The sequence below is a fragment of the Peptoniphilus equinus genome (assembly GCF_027921445.1).
Taxonomy (GTDB): Bacteria; Bacillota; Clostridia; order Tissierellales; family Peptoniphilaceae; genus Peptoniphilus; species Peptoniphilus equinus.
This window is the reverse complement of sequence record NZ_CP115667.1, coordinates 262574-281976: the sequence shown is the minus strand read 5'-3', so window position 1 is coordinate 281976 and position 19403 is coordinate 262574. Positions and strand designations below refer to the sequence as shown.

Below are 19403 nucleotides of genomic sequence, written 5' to 3'. Positions count from 1 at the left end.
GAGCACTCTCGTGCTCTGTAACGTCTGCTACAAACTCTTGTATACTGTAATCGTATTTTTATTTAAAATGCACCGATCCGTTAACGCCTCAACCAACATCAACCCTCGACCCGACGGCGTCAGGGAATTATAGAAATAATTTTTTACATCGCAACAAAATCCTTCGCCTTCATCGGCAACGGTAATGGCAATTTCGTTCTCATCCATGGCCACACACAGCTTCACCGACTTGGACGGATCCAGTGCGTTGCCATGTTTCGCACCGTTGACGATAAGCTCGTCCAGAATCAGACGAATGTCAAATATGGTGTCTTCGTCGTCGATGAACCCGGTGAGTCCGTGCAGAACTTCCATCACCATCGGTTTAATGGCGCTGATATCACTTTGTATTGCCCCGCTATATGTATAACGTGTCGTCACGGTCCTCACCTCTTTCTTATCTGTGTCGGTATATTAGTACCCCAAAGCTCCCCGTTCCACACTGCTCTAAAGCAATTCCTATAAAAAACTCCGCCTGTCTTTCATCCCAAAGGACAAGCAAATCTCTAAGGGTGTAGACTTTTAAACGAAAATTGGGTATAACAGAATTAAATCAAAGAAAGGAGAATTCATTCCATGCAAAAATATGAATGCACACTCTGCGGTTACATCTATGACCCGGCAGTAGGTGATCCGGACAGCGATGTACAAGCAGGTACTGCTTTTGATGCACTTCCGGCTGATTGGGTTTGCCCACTTTGTGGCGCTGAAAAATCTGATTTCGAAGTTGTAGAAGGCTAAGAAACTCGGTTTAGGTAGGGATGTCCCCTACCTTTTTTATTGCTACGCTTTATCCTGAGCTGTTGTCTCGTGTATCGCAACGATAAAACAACCCCCTAAGACCGGACGGATCCGATCCCAGGGGGTTGTTGTCGTTAAACTTAGTCTGCGGAATATGGAATTAATGCAATTTGACGTGCGCGCTTAATAGCTGCTGTCATTTGACGTTGGTGTTTTGCATTAAGACCTGTGACGCGACGTGGTAAAATCTTGCCTTTTTCAGAAATATAATTTTTCAGCATGGCAACATCTTTATAGTCAATTTTCTTGGTCTTATCCTTTTCAAACGGATCGACCTTTTTTCTTGGTCTGAATCTTCTATTCATGCCACTCCTCCTCAAAACGGAATATCTTCATTATTGATATGGTAAAATCCCTCGTTGTCTTCTGAGTCGGATCCGAAGTTTCTAAAGCTGCCTTCCCGGCTTGCCTGTGTCTGAGCCTGATCATAGGCGGAGTTCACTGGTGGACGCTGCATAGCGCTTTGCCCCTGGCTGCTGCTGTTTGCCGTTTCTACAAAATCGATGGTTTCCGCAATGACATCGGTAGTATAGACTGTCTTGCCGTCCTTGTCTTCGTAGCGACCGGTTTGAATGCGACCGGTGAGTGCGATACGATCACCTTTGTGAAAGTAGTTGGCAATGAGTTCAGCAGTTTTGTTCCAAGCGGTACAACTAATGAAATCAGCTGTCGGTTGGTTGTTGCGCTCCGCATCTTGACGACGCTCTTTGGAAAGGCGTCGGTCAACAGCTACATTGAAGCGGCACACTGCAGCACCGTTTGGCGTGTAACGGAGTTCCGGATCTCGTGTAAGTCTTCCCATCAAACTAACATTGTTCATAATTTCACCTTAGTCCTCTAATCTTACAACCATGTGTCGCATAACTGGTTCTAAAATACCTGAAACACGATCAAATTCTTTAATGATTTCCGGTTGTGCTTCAAATTCTACTAGGTAATAGTATGCTTCTTTGTAGTATTCGATTTCGTAAGCGAGCTTTCTCATGCCCCAATCGTCGATGTTTTTAACGGAACCGGCGCTGTTGATGATGTTTTGAAGTCTATCAAAAGCTTTCGTGCGCTTTTCTTCCTCTACATCCGGATAGAACATTACGATAACTTCATATTTGTTCATAATTCACCTCCCTGTGGTCTGATGGCCCATTCTGTTGAATGAGCAAGGATTTAACTTGTGTAGTATATGTTATTCAGCGCTGTTTGTCAAGAGATTCAGCGCGTTTTCTTGCCTCTTCTTTAGAAAATTCACAGCCGCAGTAGTCTTGTCGGTAGAGCGCATAGGCCTTGGAGAGCTCCGTGGAGCGCTTGAAGCCGCCTTGTTTTTTGAAGTCGGCATGCAGAAACGGCACGCCGACTTTGTTGCCAATGGCTTCCCCCATGCGATTCAAGACAGCACTGTCTTTGTGAGGACTGATGGTGAGCGTGGTGGTGAAAAAGTCATAGCCGTGAGCTTTGGCGAAGATGGCCGTCTCCATCAAGCGATCGTGATAGCACCGCATACACCGCTTCCCGCCTTCTCGCTCTTCTTCCAGGCCTCGGACACGATTTAAAAAGCGCTCGTGGTCATACTCCTGCTTTTCAATGGTGACGGGCCATCCTGTAGTTGCCGCCAGACGTTCCAGCTCGCCGTAGCGAGTGTGAAACTCACGTTCCGAGTCCAGATTGTCATTGAAAAAATAACACGTGATGTCGCCATAGTCCAAAAGTCTTTCGATAGATGCCGTGCTGCACGGCGCACAACACACGTGCAGCACGATTTTGGGTCGACCTTCAAAGTCCTCCAAGGTGTGAATCATCGTTTCGTTGTAATTCGGTTTTCTCATGCTAAATGCCGATACCTTTCTATTGCCTCGTCACTTAAAAATTCGTAGGCATTATTGATTGCTTTAAATGTCTCCGCCGCTTTGGGATCGTGGTTGAGGTCAGGATGGTACATCTTGGCAAGCTTTCTGTAGGCGAGTTTGATCTCATACTTATCTGCCGAGGTTTTCACCCCAAGGACGTCACAGGCTTTTTCATACTGCGCTTTAAAGCCGCCGCCAAAGGTTGCACCTTGATTTTGGTAGCCCTGATTCTGATAGCTTTGACCTTGATAACCCTGACCGTAACCACTGTTAAAGCCACCGAAGTCAAAGCCGCCGTCTCTGAAGAAATCCTCAAAGGACCCGTAGTAAAAACCGCCGCCGAAACCCTCTTCAAACTTCCGGCGAAATGCGTCTTCCTGAGCCTTACGACGAGCATCTTCCCGCTTCAGTCGCTCCGCTTCCACGTCGGCACGGTACTTGGCGCCATAGTCTTCCATGCGCTTGTAGGCTTCTTTGCGTCCAAGGATGTAATAGTCCGCTTTGTCATAGAAGTACTCCGTCGCCATATAGTGAATGTACTTGAGATAACTCACGGCAATATTGCCTGCAAGCGGGATGATCAGAGACAGCGCCGCAATCCAAAAGAGAGGGCTGCGAAGCAGAGCCACCAGGACAAAGGGATTAAAGATAAAGAGCAAGATCAAACATCCGCTGGCGGACAACAGCACGGCAAACAGCTGCTTAATGGAATCGAAGATGTTCACAAGCAGTGTCACCAAAAATATCACGGCACTGAGCACGCCGTCGATGACTGTGCCCGCACCCTTGTAGAGATAGCCTAAAAATTTATTCATTAAGACTCCTGTTCCTAAATTCTTCCAATTCGTGTATATCTTGGACAGCCAAGTCGTCAGCGCCGCCCAGGTACTCCAGATGGTGGGTGAACTCGTGGTAGAGCGTAGCTTTCATTTCCGCTTTATACAATAGTTCGGGAGCGCCGCCAAGTTTTCCGGTAAATGAGCCGTAGTAGAGACGAATACAGCCGCCGAGAATCGTACGCTCGTACACCCCGAGCACCAACAGATCCGCCGCTTCAGGATGAACTTTCAACTCCTCTTCCACAATAATGCCGCCGTTTAAATCTTGAAAGATGGCCTCCGGCAGATCGTCAACCAGCTCTTCCAATAGGTCTGTAAAACGATCAATGGTCATGATAGGACCTCCATAGTGCCGTCACCCGATGCCACTGTCGGGACAGCGTCTCACCCTCCAATGCCACATGTCGCACATCACCCGTCTGTCCCAGTACACTGCGCATTTGATCCCGAAACTGACGCGGACTGCCGGTGACATAAATCCTCCGGCGCCCTGTTCTCGTCTCACGACACGTCTCGCCGATAAAATCGAAAAGATAGTGAAAGACGGTCTTTGGATATCTCGTTGTAAAATACTCTCTATAGTAATGGAGCACCGAGTCCATAATGTAGACGTGAGACGCCGTAATCAGACTGTCACAGATATTGTTGACAATATAGGGGACACTCTTGCCGTCAAGGACGGTATTGCGAAGCAGCTCTGAAGCCACACCGCCATAAGTTTCGGCAAAGGGCTTCGGTGCGATGACAAGACCGGGTTCTGACGCGTAAGCTCGGTTAAAAGCGTCCAGACCGTTAATGCTGTCGATGTAGCCGCCTAATACGGGATTGGTGACAATCGGCGTCGTGACGGAAAACTCCCCGAGAACTTTCGCCCGATGGGCCGCCGTCACCGGCCTAAGGCTTAGCGGTGCCAATGCCGTATCAATGAGGACGCTATCGTCTCCCTGTGTCCAATTTAAAAATAGAAGTGCCCCAAGGCTATCATCTATAATCATAAAAATTTCACCTTAAATGTACAGACTCGATCCGCAAAGTAACGATAGGCGCCCTCCGCCGCCCCCTCATCGACAAAGAGACCGTAAACGCTGGCCCCCGATCCGCTCATCAAACAGGCGGGCGTAAAACGCCCCATGGTGTCTTTAAGTGCTTTCACCTGCGGATAGCGGGAAAAGACATAAGGCTCCATATCGTTTCGCAAAGCGGTGCTCACGGCGTCCAAGTCGCGCTTTTGAATGACTTCGATAAGTCTTTCCATAGAAAGGGGCTGAGGATTGAGCGACATGTGCTCATACACGTCTTTAGAGCTCACTTCAAATCCGGGATTCACGATAACGCCGATATAATCACCCAAGCTCAACGGACGAACCCGCTCTCCGATCCCCTCGCAGATACCGGCGTGAGATTCCAACATAAAAGGAACATCCGCACCGACCTCCACGGCAATACGCCGCTTCTCTTCCATGGTCATGCCGAGGTGATACAGTGCATCGACAGCGTGAATAAGATCCGCAGCATTGGCCGAACCGCCGGCAAGGCCACTTCCCATGGGAATCACTTTGTTTAACCGAACTGCCACCGGAAGCTGTCCGTAGACGGCTGTGATGGCGTCGTAAGCTTTGGTAAGAGTATTCACCTCAGGCAAGGGCCTGTCACAAAGAATCGTAAAGGTATCTGAAAGCGTGACCGCCATCTCATCGGCCAGATCGACTTTTTGCATCAAACTCTCAATATTATGATAGCCGTCCGGGCGGGGACTTTTCACATGAAGGGATAAGTTGATTTTAGCGTAGGATTTCATAGTCACCTCTTTACAGATTATACCATAGCTCCCGCAGAAGTGGCGGCGCTGTCCCGAGATGTGACTAAGATTTGTCGAAAGCTTTCTTTCCGGACTTCTAAAAATCGGCAACAAAAAAGAGAGCTTCCGCCCTCTTACTTGTCTCTTTACGAAATTTTTTGAGTCCTTTTCGTCACGTCGCTGAATTCCACATCATCTTCTAAAATAGTGACACGGACGGTACCGGTGAGCACATCAGAGTAAGTAAAGGTGGCTGTGGTAATGTCGTTACCATTTTCTACACTTACTGAAAAGAGGCTGGGATAGACGGAGTCCAGACGCCCGCGTCGCGTCACAAATTTCTTGCGCCCCTTATTGGCTCTAATAATAACTTTCTTCCCGAGATTTGCTTGCAGTTCGTTTTTGATGGAATTCATTTGATTCATTGATGACCACCCTTCTAAACACCAGTTATACTATCCACTTTATTATATCAAACAGGCATCAAAAAATCAAATTTTAAATTATACGAAATAATTCTTCCATTGTCAATAATTTTTACAACTTTTTTGCAGGGGATCCCTTTTAGACGCCAATAACAATACCGCCTAAATCTGCATAGCCGGTCGCCAAGGCTTTAGTCCTGACAATAATCACATCTTTAAATTTGGCAACTTCTTCCAACTTTTTCTTTAAGAACTCAGCCTTCTCCAAGCCTTCCGCATGGGCAATGACCACCACCCGATCCTCGACATGATCCACCAACGTACCGAGTTCCTGTCCCAGTTTCAAGAGGGACTTTTTAAACCCTCGGTTAATTTCATGTAAAGCAATTTCTCCGTTGTCATCTTTCATAATCGGACGAATGTTAAGTGCGGAGGCCACCAGACCGGTAGTCTTTTTCATACGGCCGTTTTTAATGAGATTGTCGAAGCTTTCCAGGATGAAAAAGGTGCGTGTGTCCTCCACCGCCTCGCGAATCCGTGCCACATGCTCATCAAAAGTACCTTCTTCGCTCAAAATCGCCTGCATCTTTAAGATGACGGCCAGTTGTCCGGCACTGGCGGCTTTGGAGTCGATAAGGGCAACTTTCTTCTCGGGGTGTGCTCTGAGAAAGGCGTCAATGGCACTGTGTGCCGCGTTGTGAGACCCACTGAGCTTCGAAGAGATCGTCACCACAAAAATTTCCTCTTCCTCGACAGTCTCCAGTACCGATTGATAGTCATAGGGTGACGGACAGGAGGTGACGATGGCGTTGTTGGTCTTTGTCATCGCATCAACAAAGGCGCCCATGTCCAAATCATTGTCGTCGATGTATTCCACACCGTCAATGGTTATTTTAAAGGGTACGTTGATAATCCCGTCCCGTTGTTGCTGTGCTATGGACACATCAGATGAGGTATCCGTAATAATTTTATAGCTCATCGCTCCTCCTAATTCAGTGTGGTTTCTATGAGTTCTTTGAGTTCACGTGCCCGTTGTGTGAGAAGCGTCTCATCTTCACCTTCAATCATGACCCGAACCATGGGCTCGGTGCCTGACGGACGAATGACCACCCGGCCGGTGCCGTTAAACTCCGCTTCAATGGCTTCAATGCGCTCTTTAATCTGAGGAAAATCCATGTAGTTGTGCTTTAAATCCGGTCGCACGTGTGCATTTTCCAACACTTGAGGATAAGAGGTCATCAGCTGATTCAGCTCGCTTAACGTCTTACCTGAGCGGCTTGCGATCTCAAGCAGATGCAGTCCCGTGGCCAGTCCGTCGCCGGTGGTGTTGTAATCCAAAAAGACCACGTGGCCGGATTGCTCCGCCCCCATGATATAGTCGTGAGCTCGCATTTCTTCCAAAATGTACCGATCACCGACCTTGGTCTGTACGAGATTAATCCCGCATTCATCCAAAAAGCGCTTCAAACCGATATTGGACATGATAGTGCCCACGGCAGTATTGTTTTTAAGTTTGCCTTCCTGTTTCAGACTCATGGCGCAAATGGCGAGAATATGATCCCCGTCGATGACCTCGCCGGTTTCGTCTACGGCAATGATACGGTCGGCATCACCGTCGAAGCTCATCCCCATAAAAGCGCCCTTGTCCTTGACCAACTGTTGAATCAATTCGGGGTTGGTGGAGCCGCAGTTGCGATTGATGTTCGTGCCGTCTGGTGTATCATTGATGGCATAGACGGTGGCCCCTAAGGCGCTCAGCACCTTGTCTGCAATGTTGTAGAGCGCACCGTTGCCTACATCGATGGCGATGGTCTTCCCTGAAAGATCCACATCCACAAGACTCGTTAAATAACGCTCATAATCACCTACCAGCTCAGGCCGGTAAACCATCGTGCCCACATCCTCGTGGGTTGCATTTTTATAAATTTTCGTATCATCAAAAATATAGGACTCGATTTGATCCTCCACTTCATCGGGGAGTTTGAATCCGTCATGAGAGAAGAACTTAATGCCGTTGTGTTCAAACGGATTGTGGGACGCACTGATGACGACGCCAGCAAGATAGTCCTGTGTGCGCGTCAGATACGCTACGCCCGGCGTCGGAATCACGCCCACGGTCTCTACATTCAAACCGATCGACATCAGTCCGCTCACCAGCGCCGCTTTTAGAAGCTCGCCGCTTCGTCGGGTATCCTGTCCCACAAGGACGGTGCCTTGTCTGTCTTTTGCCAGCACATAACCCGCAGCACGCCCTACTTTATAGGCCAGACTCGGGGTCAGCTCCAGATTCGCAATGCCGCGAATGCCGTCTGTTCCAAATAGTTTTCCCATATTTACCTCTTAGTATATTTTTTAATGCAATCAATCAACGTGTCCCGCTGATTGAGCTTAGGATTTTCCAAGACCAACTCCTCCATGTGGTGGAGGATGATACCGATTTCTTTTCCTTCTTCATACCCTAAAGCTTTAATATCATCGCCATTAATAGCAAGAAATCTGTCGGATGTGATCGGCTCGTCTTTAAGCTGCTGTATCCGCCTATAGTTCGCCTCGATATCACTGATGTCGGCGTCCCGCGCGGTGGCGAGACGATCGGCCCGAAAGAGGGCATAGAGATCATCAACCCGCCCTATCCCGACACGGCGAATCTGTTTTCTTAACGCCTTATCCGACATTACCGGCTGTAGCTTCATATGCTCGCCGATGAGCACAAGGACGGTCTCCACCGTCTTTTTATCAAAGCCAAAAGCTTTCATCGACTGCTTTGCAATCGCCTGAGAGACCGCTTCATGATGAAAGTAGCGTGCTTTTTCGCCGTCAAAGGTCCATGTAGCCACCTTCCCCGTATCGTGATACAGCGCGGCGAGGCGAAGCGCAAGCCGGCGAGGTACCTGTTCGGTGGCACGTAAGATGTGCTCGAAAAGCGAATACGCATGATGGGCATTCCCCTGATCGTAGCCGACGGTTCGCGCCAATGCCGGCTCAATGTAGCGCAGCAGTCCCGTCTCTTCGAACAGTTCAAACCCGCGCTTTACGCGAGGACTGAGAAGAATCTTCTCAAGCTCCCCGCGAAGCCGCTCCCGAGCTACGTGTTCAATCAGTTCGGCGCATTTTCGGATCGCCGCTATCACCGTGGAATCCAGTATAAAGTCCAATACCGTGGCAAAGCGTACGGCGCGCACCATGCGCAGGGCGTCCTCTTCAAAACGGCGTACGGGATTACCCACTGTGCGAAGGCGTCGTGCTTTGAGATCCTCCTGACCGCCAAACAGATCCACGACAGTGTCCCCGTAGGCCATGGCGTTGATGGTAAAGTCACGACGACTCAAATCCGATTCCAAAGTGTCCGCAAACTGTACGACAGGATGGCGATGATCCGTATAGTCCAGATCCGCTCTAAAGGTGGTAATCTCATAGACCTGTCCCTGAACCACCACGCCGATGGTGCCGTACTGTGCGCCGAGCTCAATGCAGCGGTACTCTGAAAACACAGCCTTGATATCCTCCGGCCGGGCAAGGGTCGTTAAATCGTAATCATGCGGCGTCACTCCAAGGAGATAGTCCCGGACGCACCCGCCTACAAAGTAAGTCGGATAGCCTTGGTTAATCAGTCGTGTACGAAGTTCATTTGCCGCTTGATCCATAGTTTTCACCCTTTCTATTATACCATATCTTAAGGCGTGAACTGATGGCGATATATGGTATAATAAGCTTAACTAAGGAGGCTTTATGAAAAAAAATATTGTTGCATTACTTATGTGCGCCTTACTCCTAAGTGCCTGCGGTAAAGGTGACAAGGCGACAAACGATACGGAAATTAAATCCACCGACTCGTCGAATGTGGAAGTTCTCACCAAAAACGAAGGGAACGCCGCCGCTGCCAATGCCAAGAACAGCGACCGGTCTGACGAAAAAACGACAGCGACCGACGCGGATGAGACAAAGGTGGACGCGGATGAGCTCTCTTCCCTTGCGGAGCACGCCGACTACATCTCCCACGTTCGCATCACAGCCGCTGCCGATGCGCAGGACATCACCTATTTGGAAGACTACAAAGGGGATCTGTCCAATATCGCTATGGAGCTTCCTAAAGGCGTAAAAAGCGACAGAGAATATCTTCTCTTCTATATTGACGGTGCCGATGGTAAAATTCAGCCCGTGGCGGAAGACAGTGCGTTTATTGAACTTGAAGGCAGCGACGATGAGCGTTTAGCTTACATTAAAAAGACCTTTAAGAAAGAGACGCCAAGTGTGGAACGTAAAACGACGACGGACTTGACCGATAACGCCAAAGCCGATGCTACAAAAGACGCCGAAGAATCCACACGAACCCTCACCACAAAATCCAAATAAAGACACGAACCGCACTGACTGTCAGTGCGGTTTTCTTTTGTCACTCACTCCTTCAATGCCTCTTTTTTGTAAACGTCGTAACCTCTCGCTCATCCTTTTCCCGTCATAGTAGACTCAGGTTCTGCCGCAGATGCTGCCACAGCGTCGTCGTCCTCACCGGTATCCCAGCCTGTATGACTGCAGTTCTACAGACATGCCCTGTCAAGTCAGATGTATCGCTGAAACAAGTGAATAAAGACAGCCTGCGTCACTATCCGGCCGCCCCCTAGTATGCCGGGCTTTTGCCTCCTTTCACACGTCACAATCTCGACAATCCGCCGCCTCCTTCACCGAATGTATGAACCACCAAGGTACCGTAGACCGTCCGCCAACAGTGCACAATGCTTATATGTACTGCTTTATGCTTTGCTGTCTGATTCTATCTGTGAGTGTATAAATCGGTGTATTTTATCTGCACTTTTCAACAAATACCTTGCAAAAATAATATGTATACTGTATTGTGTATAACAATGATTATATGTGAGGTGTATTAATTGAATTTTGAACACACGATCAACTATCAGATGAGGGTGCTGCGAGGTCGTTTCTTAGAATCACTCAAAGATGTCTTTGCCCATACCGGCATTACCTACGACAACTACATCACACTGATCCTGATTGAAAAATATCCCGGCCGAACACAGGCAGAACTGGCTGATCTCAACCACAAGGACCGCAACGTCATCGGTCAGACCTTAAACAAATTGGAAGACAAAGGTTTTGCCAAGCGGTGCAAAATACCATCAGATAAGCGCGCCTATGCGCTCTACATCACCGAGGCAGGTACGGCTTTTATCGAGTCGCTGCGCCCTCAAATTTTAGATGCAGATCGTCAGCTGCTCTCGTCATTCACGGACGATGAAGCCGCATTGTTCTTAAAACTGTTGGAAAAAGCTTGTGTAGGAGGTGAGTCCGATGTCAAGTAAGACCAAGGCTCAAAACGCATCCAATGATATCGATATGCGCAACCCTTTAGGGTATGAATCCATTTCTAAACTTCTGGTTTCTCTGGCCATTCCGGCTATCATCGCCAACTTGGTGAACGCCCTTTACAACGTCGTGGACCAAATCTTTATCGGCCACTGGGTTGGCTACATGGGCAACGCCGCAACCAGCGTCGCGTTTCCTCTCACAACGCTCTGCCTTGCCATAGGTCTTACCACCGGCATTGGGGCGGCATCAAACTTCAACCTGGAACTGGGTCGCGGTCATCCTCACGTGGCACGTGAAACCGTCGGTACCGCTGTGACCATGTTACTTGGCGGCGGATTGATTATCACTGTCTTTATCCTGATCTTTTTAGAACCTCTTCTGACGCTTTTCGGTGCCACAGGACAAACCATGACCTATGCATCACAGTATGCCGGCATCACATCCTTCGGCATTCCGTTTCTCATGTTCTCCATCGGCATGAATCCTTTAGTCCGGGCCGACCGCAGTCCCGTCTACTCCATGGCAACCATTGTCACCGGTGCACTGTTAAATACGATCCTAGATCCCATCTTTATCGGTGTCTTCGGTTGGGGCATTGCCGGAGCCGCCATCGCCACCGTCATTGGACAGTGCGTTTCCTCCATCCTCTTGGTGCTTTATCTACCACGATTTAAAAGCATTAAACTGCACCGTGAGGACTTTCGTCCGAAGCTTCACGTGATGACCACAGTATTCTCTCTGGGTTTGACGTCCTTCGTCTTTCAGTTCTCCAACTTGATCATTCAGGTCACCACCAACAATCTTCTCAAAGCCTACGGCGCTATGTCCAAATACGGCAGTGACATCCCTATTGCCGCGGCAGGTATCGGCATGAAGATTAACGTGGTTTATCTGGCCATTCTCTTAGGTCTGGTTCAAGGCTCGCAACCTATCTTCAGTTACAATTACGGCGCCGATCACTTCCATAGGGTCAAGTCCGCCTTAAAGCTCTTGCTCAGCTGTGCCTTTGCGATTTCTTTTGTCGCCTTTCTGGTCTTTCAATTTGCACCGGAAGTGCTTATCAGCATCTTCGGAACCGGTGATCCGCTCTATATTGAATTTGCCACACGATTCCTGCGTATCTTCCTCTTCTTTGTCTTCATCAACGGTTTTCAAATTTCCATTGCCACCTACTTCCCCGGCATTGGTAAGCCAAAATTGGGGGCGATGGCATCTCTTGCAAAGCAAATCATCTATCTTTTGCCTCTACTACTGATACTGCCGCGATTTATGGGCATTGAAGGCATTCTCTATGCCGGTCCTATCGCCGACTTCCTCGCCTTTATCACCTCGGCGGTTTTACTTGCCGTCCATCTAAAGGCGGAAGAAAAAGCAAGATCCTAACACAAAAGCGTGACGTCATTGACATCACGCTTTTTTCACATCCTCACGAATCGAATCCAACAAACCGTCTTCCCTCCGAATCTCAATAAACACCGCCGCCGTTTCCGGATGCAGCACGGTTTCTCAGCACTTTAACCCCACCTTTACAATAGACTAAAGGCAAGAACACCTATCGCCCCGCGTCCTGACAATGATAACGGACGTCGTAACAGCTACCATTGTACTGTAGAAAATAAACGATACACTATCTATTGACCTGTCCGTTGGGGACCGTGCTATCTTGTCATTAAAGGAGGTCATTGACCATGTTGAGACATGAAATTCAGAATAAAACCGGTTTAACCCGAAAAGCTATCGAATACTATGAGCAAAAGGGACTTCTACAGCCTCAAAAATCAGCAAATGGCTATAGGAATTACAGCGAGAAAGATGTGGCCATTTTAACTAAAGTTGCCCTACTTAGAAAAGTTGGACTGAGCGTCACTGAGATAGAAGCCTATCTTTCGTCTGCAAAAAATTCCCTATCGTCCATTTTAAGAACACAACAACATCACTTAGCTATGGAAGAAAAACGACACACCATCCTTAAACTCATCGTACAGGGAGAACGTAAAGCAAGTATTGACGATAAACTCCGGCAGATTGAAGCAGAAGAATCAATTTATGAACGATTGACGCAGTCGTTTCCCGGATATTTCGGACAAATGCTGTTTGCCGCCTATCAGCCGTTTTTAAACGCTCCCTTAGACACAGCAGGAAACGAGGCCTATGAACAATTGGTAACTTATTTAGATAACCTACCGTCGTTTGAATTGACTCAGGAGGAGCAAAATTATCTGGATGCCGTCAGCTCAACCTTTGATATGCCGACACTGCAACAATTGAATAAAGATAAAGTCCAGGCCGTTGAAACTATTGACGACTGGCTAAAAGCAAATAGGAGCAGTCTGTCACAGTATGAGGCCTATAAACATAGCAACGCCTATCAACATAGCACTATGAAACACATTCAAGATAAGCTCCACAAGTTTATGAAAGACAACAACTATTATGCCATTGTAATCCCACTGCTTAGACAATTAAGTCCAAGCTACAACGACTTCTATGAAAAATTGTTACAAGCCAATGAGGTGTATCAGAGCACACGACCTGATTAACAGCTTCCAGCTATAAAAAAGACAGTCATTCTAAGACATGACTGTCTTTTTAAGACCCTAAAAGCAAGACGTCGAGCACTTCCCGAATAGAATCTCCACGGCATCAACAAATTTTAGCACTACCACACCACAAACAACATCTGTTTCTTAGGGGATATAGTCCTGAAAACTCGCCTAATTTTGAAGGATGATCATTAAACATCTTTTGCCCAATGCAGCAGCTGACCAGGTCTTGTATCTATTAACCCTTGCCCCGAATAACCAAGGCACCATCTCTCAAAAATCTAAAAAGCTTAGCGAAACAAAATGAAAAGAAAGGCCAAAGGCTCTATTCTGTTATAAAAAGATTAGCACGCCCCTAGCCTCTAATGAAAAACGGTACTGCTACAAACAAAAAGCCAACGTGAAACTCTATACTGCGCCGCACAACCGGCTCACACAAAACTGATGACTCTGCACAATTCGACTTCCATCCAAGTCATCCAAACACTTTACCAAGCTTAGGATGTAAATAGATAATCTCGACGTCGTGAGAGAAGCCTATTGATTCGCAATAAAAAAACTCCGACCGAAGTCCGAGTTCTTTGGCGGAGAGAGAGGGATTCGAACCCTCGTGGGCTTGCACCCGAACGGTTTTCGAGACCGCCCCGTTATGACCACTTCGGTATCCCTCCAAGTATAGAAGTTATCATATCACAAATAAAAACCTCTGTCACTATCTGAAATTAACCTTCTTCACCGGACTCTCTGAAGCATGTAAAATTGGGTAAAAATAAGCAAGGTGATTGTATGGCTCTTATTTTAACGCAAAAAGCAATAGATTATATTCATTCAAAGAATCAAAGTGAACTCACTATTGCGCCGTCTCTTAACGGATGCGGTTGCAATATTAGCGTCGATACTCCCAAAGTACACTTTGGCCGTCCTACACGAAACGGCCACATCTACAACACGTATCATCAAGCTGACTTGATCTTTTACATACCGGGTTTCTATCACATTGAGACACATGACCTCATAATGGATGCCGAAAAATTTCTGTTCATGACGATATTGACACTGGATACATCACAACTCCCCAATTGATTCACAAGCTGCTCAGCTCATAGGTTTCATGCTAATCAACATCCACCGTTTACTTCGGTGGTTTTTCTTATTTACCTAAACCTCTTTATAGAAGAAATCTTACTCATAACGCACTTTCCTCGGCTTGTCTTCATGAATTCATGACTCGCTTAAACGCCAAAAAAGCATGAAACCATATCAACTATGATTCCATGCTTAAATTCGACTGGCGGAGAAGGTGGGATTCGAACCCACGTGGGCTTGCACCCTAACGGTTTTCAAGACCGCCCCGTTATGACCACTTCGGTACCTCTCCATTTATGGTGACCCATGCGCGACTCGAACGCGCGACACCTTGATTAAAAGTCAAGTGCTCTACCGGCTGAGCTAATGGGTCATATTGGCTGGGGCGGCAGGACTCGAACCTACGCATGTCAGAGTCAAAGTCTGATGCCTTACCGACTTGGCTACGCCCCAATATTTTGGTGCACCCAGGAGGATTCGAACCCCCGGCACACGGATTAGAAGTCCGTTGCTCTATCCAACTGAGCTATGGGTGCATAGTGGAGCGGGTGAAGGGAATCGAACCCTCGCAACCAGCTTGGAAGGCTGGGGCTCTACCACTGAGCTACACCCGCAGATCAGTTACTGATCAATTTCAACCTTAATACTTATGAAAAATAATGGAGCTGGTGAGAGGACTTGAACCCCCAACCTACTGATTACAAGTCAGTTGCTCTACCAATTGAGCTACACCAGCATATTGGTGGAGGAGAGTGGATTTGAACCACTGAAAGCGAAGCTAACGGATTTACAGTCCGTCCCCTTTGGCCAACTCGGGAACTCCTCCATGCTATTAAAAATAAATTGGCGACCTGGATCGGGCTCGAACCGACGACCTCCAGCGTGACAGGCTGGCATTCTAACCAACTGAACTACCAGGCCGCAAAATAATATGGTGGGCACTATAGGGCTCGAACCTATGACCCCCTGCTTGTAAGGCAGATGCTCTCCCAACTGAGCTAAGCGCCCATATCAGTGAAGTAATGGTGACCCTGCCGGGAATCGAACCCGGGATACCACCGTGAAAGGGTGGTGTCTTAACCGCTTGACCACAGGGCCTTAAAGCACCAAATAACTATTTATAATGGTAGCGGGAGCAGGATTCGAACCTACGACCTTCGGGTTATGAGCCCGACGAGCTACCGGACTGCTCCATCCCGCGTCAATATTTGGTGCCGAGGACCGGAATCGAACCGGTACGGTGTGTTACCACCGCAGGATTTTAAGTCCTGTGCGTCTGCCAGTTCCGCCACCCCGGCATTCTGGCTCTCAGGGTGGGACTCGAACCCACAACCTACCGGTTAACAGCCGGTTGCTCCACCTTTGAGCTACCTAAGATTATTAATATAATCCGGCAAAACCTACTCTCCCAGGCCGTCTCCAGCCAAGTACCATCGGCGTATTAAAGCTTAACTTCTGTGTTCGGAATGGGTACAGGTGTGTCCTTCATACTATGGATACCGGATAAACTCACAATCATATGCTTTGGTCAAGTCTTCGACCGATTAGTACTCATTAGCTCCACACATTACTGCGCTTCCACCTTGAGCCTATCTACCTCATTTTCTTCAAGGGGTCTTATCTATGGGGAAATCTCATCTCGAGGGGGGCTTCGTGCTTAGATGCCTTCAGCTCTTATCCCTTCCAAACTTAGCTACTCAGCCGTGCCATTGGCATGACAACTGATGCACCAGCGGTTTGTCCATCCCGGTCCTCTCGTACTAAGGATAGCTCCTCTCAAATTTCCTACGCCCACGACGGATAGGGACCGAACTGTCTCACGACGTTCTGAACCCAGCTCGCGTGCCTCTTTAATGGGCGAACAGCCCAACCCTTGGGACCTACTTCAGCCCCAGGATGAGACGAGCCGACATCGAGGTGCCAAACCTCCCCGTCGATGTGGACTCTTGGGGGAGATAAGCCTGTTATCCCCGGGGTAGCTTTTATCCGTTGAGCGATGGCCCTTCCACGCGGTACCACCGGATCACTAAGTCCTGCTTTTGCACCTGCTCGACTTGTTGGTCTCGCAGTCAAGCTCCCTTTTGCCTTTATACTCTTCGCACGATTTCCGTCCGTGCTGAGGGAACCTTTGAACGCCTCCGTTACTCTTTCGGAGGCGACCGCCCCAGTCAAACTGCCCGACTGACAGTGTCCCTTCCCCTGATTCAAGGGGTTAGGTTAGAATTCTAAGTTTAAAAGAGTGGTATCCCAACGGTGACTCCCTAAACACTGGCGTGCTTAGTTCTCTGTCTCCCACCTATCCTGTACATTCAAACTCAAAATCCAATGTCAACCTACAGTAAAGCTCCACGGGGTCTTTCCGTCCTGTCGTGGGTAAGCGGCATCTTTACCGCTACTACAATTTCACCGGATCCTTTGTTGAGACAGTGCCCAAATCGTTACACCTTTCGTGCGGGTCGGAACTTACCCGACAAGGAATTTCGCTACCTTAGGACCGTTATAGTTACGGCCGCCGTTTACTGGGGCTTCAGTTCTAAGCTTCGCTTGCGCTAACTCTTCCCCTTAACCTTCCAGCACCGGGCAGGTGTCAGCTCCTATACGTCGTCTTTCGACTTGGCAGAAACTTGTGTTTTTGGTAAACAGTCGCTTGGGCCTTTTCACTGCGACCCTATTGCTAGGGCTCCCCTTCTCCCGAAGTTACGGGGTCATTTTGCCGAGTTCCTTAACAAAGGTTCTTCCGCGCGTCTTAGGATTCTCTCCTCACCTACCTGTGTCGGTTTGCGGTACGGGCGATAGGTTACTCGATAGTGGCTTTTCTTGGCAGTGTGGATTCATAGACTTCTCTACTTGTTTTCGATCCGCATCACACTTCAGTGTTACTAGACACGGGATTTGCCTCGTGTCCCACCTTTGTGCTTGCACGCCGCACCAACTGGGCGCTTCTATTATCCTCCTGCGTCCCCACTTACGTGAACGCTTCCTATCGGTACAGGAATCTCAACCTGTTTGCCATCGACTACGCTTTTCAGCCTCGCCTTAGGTCCCGACTTACCCTGAGTGGACGAGCCTTGCTCAGGAATCCTTAGGTTTTCGACGGGTGAGATTCTCACTCACCTCTCGCTACTCATGCCAGCATTCTCTCTTCTGTAAAATCCACAGTGGCTTACGCCTTCTGCTTCGTCTCTTACACATTGCTCCTCTACCATCCTTACGGATCCACAGCTTCGGTATATAGTTTAGCCCCGGTTATCTTCGGCGCAGAGTCACTTGACCAGTGAGCTATTACGCACTCTTTAAATGTATGGCTGCTTCTAAGCCAACATCCTGGTTGTCTGAGTAACTCCACATCCTTTCCCACTTAACTATTATTTTGGGACCTTAGCTGGTGGTCTGGGCTGTTTCCCTTTCGACTATGAAGCTCATCCCACATAGTCTGACTCCTTAGTGCTTGATTTGGTATTCGGAGTTTGATAGGTCGCGGTAAGCTATTGCCCCCTAGACCAGTCAGTGCTCTACCCCCTCATCATTGTTCACTAAAGGCTAGCCCTAAAGCTATTTCGAGGAGAACCAGCTATCTCCGTGTTCGTTTGGCTTTTCACCCCTATCCACAGGTCATCCGATAACTTTTAAACGTTACCCGGTTCGAGCCTCCATCAGATTTTACTCCGACTTCACTCTGCCCATGGATAGATCACACGGTTTCGGGTCTATGACACCAAACTCTCGCCCTATTAAGACTCGGTTTCCCTACGGCTCCGAAGCTTTACTTCTTAACCTTGCTTAGTATCATAACTCGCTGGCCCGTTCTACAAAAAGTACACGATCCTGGCTTGTGCCAGTTTCGCTGCTTGTAAACATTAGGTTTCAGTTTCTATTTCACTCCCCTCTCGGGGTTCTTTTCACCTTTCCCTCACGGTACTGGTTCGCTATCGGTCACCAAGTAGTATTTAGCCTTGGGGGGTGGTCCCCCCGTCTTCCCACCGGGTTTCTCGTGTCCTGTGGTACTCTCTTGTGCTGATAGTGTCCGGTTTTCGCTGACAGGGCTGTTACCTTCTTTGGCTTACCTTCCCAGGTAATTGGACTAACCGTATCTATCGTCTGCACGCTTGGGCTCTATCCCGTTCGCTCGCCGCTACTGAGAATATCGATGTTTCTTTCTTTTCCTCGGGTTACTTAGATGTTTCAGTTCACCCGGTTCGCTTCCTTAAGTTATGGATTCACTTAAGGATACCTCGTACGAGGTGGGTTGCCCCATTCGGACATCTACGGATTGATGGCTATTTGCGCCTCCCCGTAGCTTATCGCAGCTTGTCACGTCCTTCGTCGCCTCTTGGTGCCTAGGCATTCACCTAATGCTCTTTTTTACTTGACCTTTGCTAATCAATTCTGTATTGACTGCATTTTATCCAGTGAAGATTGTCAATTGTTCTTATATTAGAAATTTTGACTTGTCTTCTCTTGTGTTTTCATATGATTGTGTAGTTTTCATGGTTCAATGCTCATAACGAGCTTCCACCGAAGTGGTGTCAAGTCTTAACTTGACAATGGTGGAGATGAGGAGATTCGAACTCCTGACCCCCTGCTTGCAAGGCAGGTGCTCTCCCAACTGAGCTACACCCCCACGGTAGATTGGTTATTTAATTGATAAGTCTCTGCATCAAGATATATAATTTCATAGTGTAGAACGAAAGTCATAAGACTTGATT

19 protein-coding genes, 15 tRNA genes and 2 rRNA genes are annotated in these 19403 nt (G+C 48.1%); 6 read left to right on the top strand and 30 right to left on the bottom strand.

Features of this window, described 5'->3' with window-relative positions; all coding sequences use genetic code 11:
* Positions 1-27 precede the first annotated feature (27 nt).
* Entirely contained in the window at positions 28-420 is a 393-nt protein-coding gene (locus O6R05_RS01475; RefSeq protein ID WP_271191772.1) for an ATP-binding protein, read from the bottom strand.
* A gap of 195 nt (positions 421-615) precedes the next feature.
* Between O6R05_RS01475 and rd the strand changes: the two genes are divergently transcribed.
* Positions 616-780: a rubredoxin gene (gene rd, locus O6R05_RS01470; RefSeq protein WP_271191770.1), complete on the top strand. Its 165-nt coding sequence runs from the start codon at positions 616-618 to the stop codon at positions 778-780.
* 140 nt (positions 781-920) lie between these two features.
* Here rd and rpsR read toward each other — a convergent pair whose 3' ends face one another.
* The 12 genes from rpsR to O6R05_RS01410 all read right to left on the bottom strand — a co-directional run bounded on the left by rpsR (position 921) and on the right by O6R05_RS01410 (position 9387).
* Positions 921-1145 (bottom strand): 30S ribosomal protein S18, encoded by a 225-nt coding sequence (gene rpsR / locus O6R05_RS01465; protein WP_271191769.1) that lies wholly within the window; start codon positions 1143-1145, stop codon positions 921-923.
* Between the two features lie 11 nt (positions 1146-1156).
* Complete coding sequence (locus O6R05_RS01460; protein WP_271191768.1) at positions 1157-1660, bottom strand: single-stranded DNA-binding protein; 504 nt, start codon at positions 1658-1660, stop codon at positions 1157-1159.
* A gap of 9 nt (positions 1661-1669) precedes the next feature.
* The gene (gene rpsF / locus O6R05_RS01455; RefSeq protein ID WP_271191767.1) at positions 1670-1954 is read right to left on the bottom strand and encodes a 30S ribosomal protein S6; all 285 of its coding nucleotides are present in this window, start codon (positions 1952-1954) and stop codon (positions 1670-1672) included.
* A 73-nt stretch (positions 1955-2027) separates the two neighbouring features.
* The gene (locus tag O6R05_RS01450; protein ID WP_271191766.1) at positions 2028-2660 is read right to left on the bottom strand and encodes an epoxyqueuosine reductase QueH; all 633 of its coding nucleotides are present in this window, start codon (positions 2658-2660) and stop codon (positions 2028-2030) included.
* Entirely contained in the window at positions 2657-3496 is an 840-nt protein-coding gene (locus O6R05_RS01445; RefSeq protein ID WP_271191765.1) for a DnaJ domain-containing protein, read from the bottom strand. The genes O6R05_RS01450 and O6R05_RS01445 overlap by 4 nt, the downstream gene beginning before the upstream one ends.
* Entirely contained in the window at positions 3489-3854 is a 366-nt protein-coding gene (locus tag O6R05_RS01440) for a hypothetical protein (protein WP_271191764.1), read from the bottom strand. The genes O6R05_RS01445 and O6R05_RS01440 overlap by 8 nt, the downstream gene beginning before the upstream one ends.
* The gene (locus tag O6R05_RS01435) at positions 3844-4515 is read right to left on the bottom strand and encodes a hypothetical protein (RefSeq protein ID WP_271191763.1); all 672 of its coding nucleotides are present in this window, start codon (positions 4513-4515) and stop codon (positions 3844-3846) included. Before O6R05_RS01435 ends, O6R05_RS01440 begins: the two co-directional genes overlap by 11 nt.
* The gene (gene ispE / locus O6R05_RS01430; protein ID WP_271191762.1) at positions 4512-5318 is read right to left on the bottom strand and encodes a 4-(cytidine 5'-diphospho)-2-C-methyl-D-erythritol kinase; all 807 of its coding nucleotides are present in this window, start codon (positions 5316-5318) and stop codon (positions 4512-4514) included. The genes O6R05_RS01435 and ispE overlap by 4 nt, the downstream gene beginning before the upstream one ends.
* 146 nt (positions 5319-5464) lie before the next feature.
* Positions 5465-5743 carry a Veg family protein gene (locus O6R05_RS01425; RefSeq protein ID WP_271191761.1) on the bottom strand — a complete coding sequence of 93 codons (279 nt, stop codon included), beginning with the start codon at positions 5741-5743 and terminating at the stop codon, positions 5465-5467.
* A gap of 139 nt (positions 5744-5882) precedes the next feature.
* Positions 5883-6722 carry a DegV family protein gene (locus O6R05_RS01420; RefSeq protein WP_271191760.1) on the bottom strand — a complete coding sequence of 280 codons (840 nt, stop codon included), beginning with the start codon at positions 6720-6722 and terminating at the stop codon, positions 5883-5885.
* Positions 6723-6730: 8 nt separating this feature from the next.
* Positions 6731-8074 carry a phosphoglucosamine mutase gene (glmM, locus tag O6R05_RS01415; RefSeq protein ID WP_271191759.1) on the bottom strand — a complete coding sequence of 448 codons (1344 nt, stop codon included), beginning with the start codon at positions 8072-8074 and terminating at the stop codon, positions 6731-6733.
* 2 nt (positions 8075-8076) lie between these two features.
* Positions 8077-9387, bottom strand: coding sequence for a CCA tRNA nucleotidyltransferase (locus O6R05_RS01410; protein WP_271191758.1), 1311 nt, complete (start codon positions 9385-9387; stop codon positions 8077-8079).
* An 85-nt stretch (positions 9388-9472) separates the two neighbouring features.
* On the opposite strand from O6R05_RS01410, the gene O6R05_RS01405 reads away from it, so the two are divergent.
* From O6R05_RS01405 to O6R05_RS01390, 4 genes are all read left to right on the top strand, one after another.
* A complete protein-coding gene (locus tag O6R05_RS01405) occupies positions 9473-10096 on the top strand; it encodes a hypothetical protein (RefSeq protein WP_271191757.1) in 624 nt (207 codons plus the stop codon).
* 533 nt (positions 10097-10629) lie between these two features.
* Positions 10630-11061, top strand: a complete 432-nt coding sequence (locus O6R05_RS01400) for a MarR family winged helix-turn-helix transcriptional regulator (RefSeq protein WP_271191756.1) — start codon at positions 10630-10632, stop codon at positions 11059-11061.
* Positions 11051-12451: an MATE family efflux transporter gene (locus tag O6R05_RS01395; protein ID WP_271191755.1), complete on the top strand. Its 1401-nt coding sequence runs from the start codon at positions 11051-11053 to the stop codon at positions 12449-12451. Before O6R05_RS01400 ends, O6R05_RS01395 begins: the two co-directional genes overlap by 11 nt.
* Positions 12452-12756: 305 nt before the next feature.
* On the top strand, positions 12757-13608 hold the full coding sequence (locus tag O6R05_RS01390) for a MerR family transcriptional regulator (protein WP_271191754.1): 852 nt from the start codon (positions 12757-12759) through the stop codon (positions 13606-13608).
* Positions 13609-14193: 585 nt separating this feature from the next.
* On the opposite strand, the gene O6R05_RS01385 is transcribed toward O6R05_RS01390, so the two are convergent.
* Positions 14194-14282, bottom strand: a tRNA-Ser gene (locus O6R05_RS01385).
* A 115-nt stretch (positions 14283-14397) separates the two neighbouring features.
* On the opposite strand from O6R05_RS01385, the gene O6R05_RS01380 reads away from it, so the two are divergent.
* A complete protein-coding gene (locus O6R05_RS01380; RefSeq protein WP_271191753.1) occupies positions 14398-14694 on the top strand; it encodes a hypothetical protein in 297 nt (98 codons plus the stop codon).
* Between the two features lie 206 nt (positions 14695-14900).
* Here the strand turns inward: O6R05_RS01380 and O6R05_RS01375 are convergent.
* The 16 genes from O6R05_RS01375 to O6R05_RS01300 all read right to left on the bottom strand — a co-directional run bounded on the left by O6R05_RS01375 (position 14901) and on the right by O6R05_RS01300 (position 19318).
* A tRNA-Ser gene (locus O6R05_RS01375) sits at positions 14901-14989 on the bottom strand.
* Positions 14990-14994: 5 nt separating this feature from the next.
* Positions 14995-15070 (bottom strand) — tRNA-Lys (locus tag O6R05_RS01370).
* Positions 15071-15074: 4 nt separating this feature from the next.
* Positions 15075-15150 (bottom strand) — tRNA-Gln (locus O6R05_RS01365).
* Between the two features lie 6 nt (positions 15151-15156).
* Positions 15157-15233, bottom strand: a tRNA-Arg gene (locus O6R05_RS01360).
* Positions 15234-15237: 4 nt separating this feature from the next.
* Positions 15238-15311: transfer RNA gene (locus O6R05_RS01355), tRNA-Gly, on the bottom strand.
* Between the two features lie 46 nt (positions 15312-15357).
* A tRNA-Thr gene (locus O6R05_RS01350) sits at positions 15358-15433 on the bottom strand.
* A gap of 4 nt (positions 15434-15437) precedes the next feature.
* A tRNA-Tyr gene (locus O6R05_RS01345) sits at positions 15438-15523 on the bottom strand.
* An 18-nt stretch (positions 15524-15541) separates the two neighbouring features.
* A tRNA-Asp gene (locus O6R05_RS01340) sits at positions 15542-15618 on the bottom strand.
* Positions 15619-15629: 11 nt separating this feature from the next.
* Positions 15630-15705, bottom strand: a tRNA-Val gene (locus tag O6R05_RS01335).
* A 15-nt stretch (positions 15706-15720) separates the two neighbouring features.
* Positions 15721-15795: transfer RNA gene (locus O6R05_RS01330), tRNA-Glu, on the bottom strand.
* Positions 15796-15821: 26 nt separating this feature from the next.
* Positions 15822-15898 (bottom strand) — tRNA-Met (locus O6R05_RS01325).
* An 8-nt stretch (positions 15899-15906) separates the two neighbouring features.
* A tRNA-Leu gene (locus O6R05_RS01320) sits at positions 15907-15995 on the bottom strand.
* 4 nt (positions 15996-15999) lie between these two features.
* A tRNA-Asn gene (locus O6R05_RS01315) sits at positions 16000-16074 on the bottom strand.
* A gap of 11 nt (positions 16075-16085) precedes the next feature.
* Positions 16086-16201, bottom strand: a 5S ribosomal RNA gene (rrf, locus tag O6R05_RS01310).
* Between the two features lie 20 nt (positions 16202-16221).
* Positions 16222-19069 (bottom strand): 23S ribosomal RNA (locus tag O6R05_RS01305).
* Positions 19070-19242: 173 nt separating this feature from the next.
* Positions 19243-19318 (bottom strand) — tRNA-Ala (locus O6R05_RS01300).
* Between the last annotated feature and the right edge of the window lie 85 nt (positions 19319-19403).

Bases quoted from the DNA above. Each gene is read 5' to 3' on its own strand.
- rd (WP_271191770.1), top strand. From the start codon at position 616: ATGCAAAAATATGAATGCACACTCTGCGGTTACATCTATGACCCGGCA.
- rpsR (WP_271191769.1), bottom strand. From the start codon at position 1,145: ATGAATAGAAGATTCAGACCAAGAAAAAAGGTCGATCCGTTTGAAAAG.
- O6R05_RS01460 (WP_271191768.1), bottom strand. From the start codon at position 1,660: ATGAACAATGTTAGTTTGATGGGAAGACTTACACGAGATCCGGAACTC.
- rpsF (WP_271191767.1), bottom strand. From the start codon at position 1,954: ATGAACAAATATGAAGTTATCGTAATGTTCTATCCGGATGTAGAGGAA.
- O6R05_RS01450 (WP_271191766.1), bottom strand. From the start codon at position 2,660: ATGAGAAAACCGAATTACAACGAAACGATGATTCACACCTTGGAGGAC.
- O6R05_RS01445 (WP_271191765.1), bottom strand. From the start codon at position 3,496: ATGAATAAATTTTTAGGCTATCTCTACAAGGGTGCGGGCACAGTCATC.
- O6R05_RS01440 (WP_271191764.1), bottom strand. From the start codon at position 3,854: ATGACCATTGATCGTTTTACAGACCTATTGGAAGAGCTGGTTGACGAT.
- O6R05_RS01435 (WP_271191763.1), bottom strand. From the start codon at position 4,515: ATGATTATAGATGATAGCCTTGGGGCACTTCTATTTTTAAATTGGACA.
- ispE (WP_271191762.1), bottom strand. From the start codon at position 5,318: ATGAAATCCTACGCTAAAATCAACTTATCCCTTCATGTGAAAAGTCCC.
- O6R05_RS01425 (WP_271191761.1), bottom strand. From the start codon at position 5,743: ATGAATCAAATGAATTCCATCAAAAACGAACTGCAAGCAAATCTCGGG.
- O6R05_RS01420 (WP_271191760.1), bottom strand. From the start codon at position 6,722: ATGAGCTATAAAATTATTACGGATACCTCATCTGATGTGTCCATAGCA.
- glmM (WP_271191759.1), bottom strand. From the start codon at position 8,074: ATGGGAAAACTATTTGGAACAGACGGCATTCGCGGCATTGCGAATCTG.
- O6R05_RS01410 (WP_271191758.1), bottom strand. From the start codon at position 9,387: ATGGATCAAGCGGCAAATGAACTTCGTACACGACTGATTAACCAAGGC.
- O6R05_RS01405 (WP_271191757.1), top strand. From the start codon at position 9,473: ATGAAAAAAAATATTGTTGCATTACTTATGTGCGCCTTACTCCTAAGT.
- O6R05_RS01395 (WP_271191755.1), top strand. From the start codon at position 11,051: ATGTCAAGTAAGACCAAGGCTCAAAACGCATCCAATGATATCGATATG.
- O6R05_RS01390 (WP_271191754.1), top strand. From the start codon at position 12,757: ATGTTGAGACATGAAATTCAGAATAAAACCGGTTTAACCCGAAAAGCT.
- O6R05_RS01380 (WP_271191753.1), top strand. From the start codon at position 14,398: ATGGCTCTTATTTTAACGCAAAAAGCAATAGATTATATTCATTCAAAG.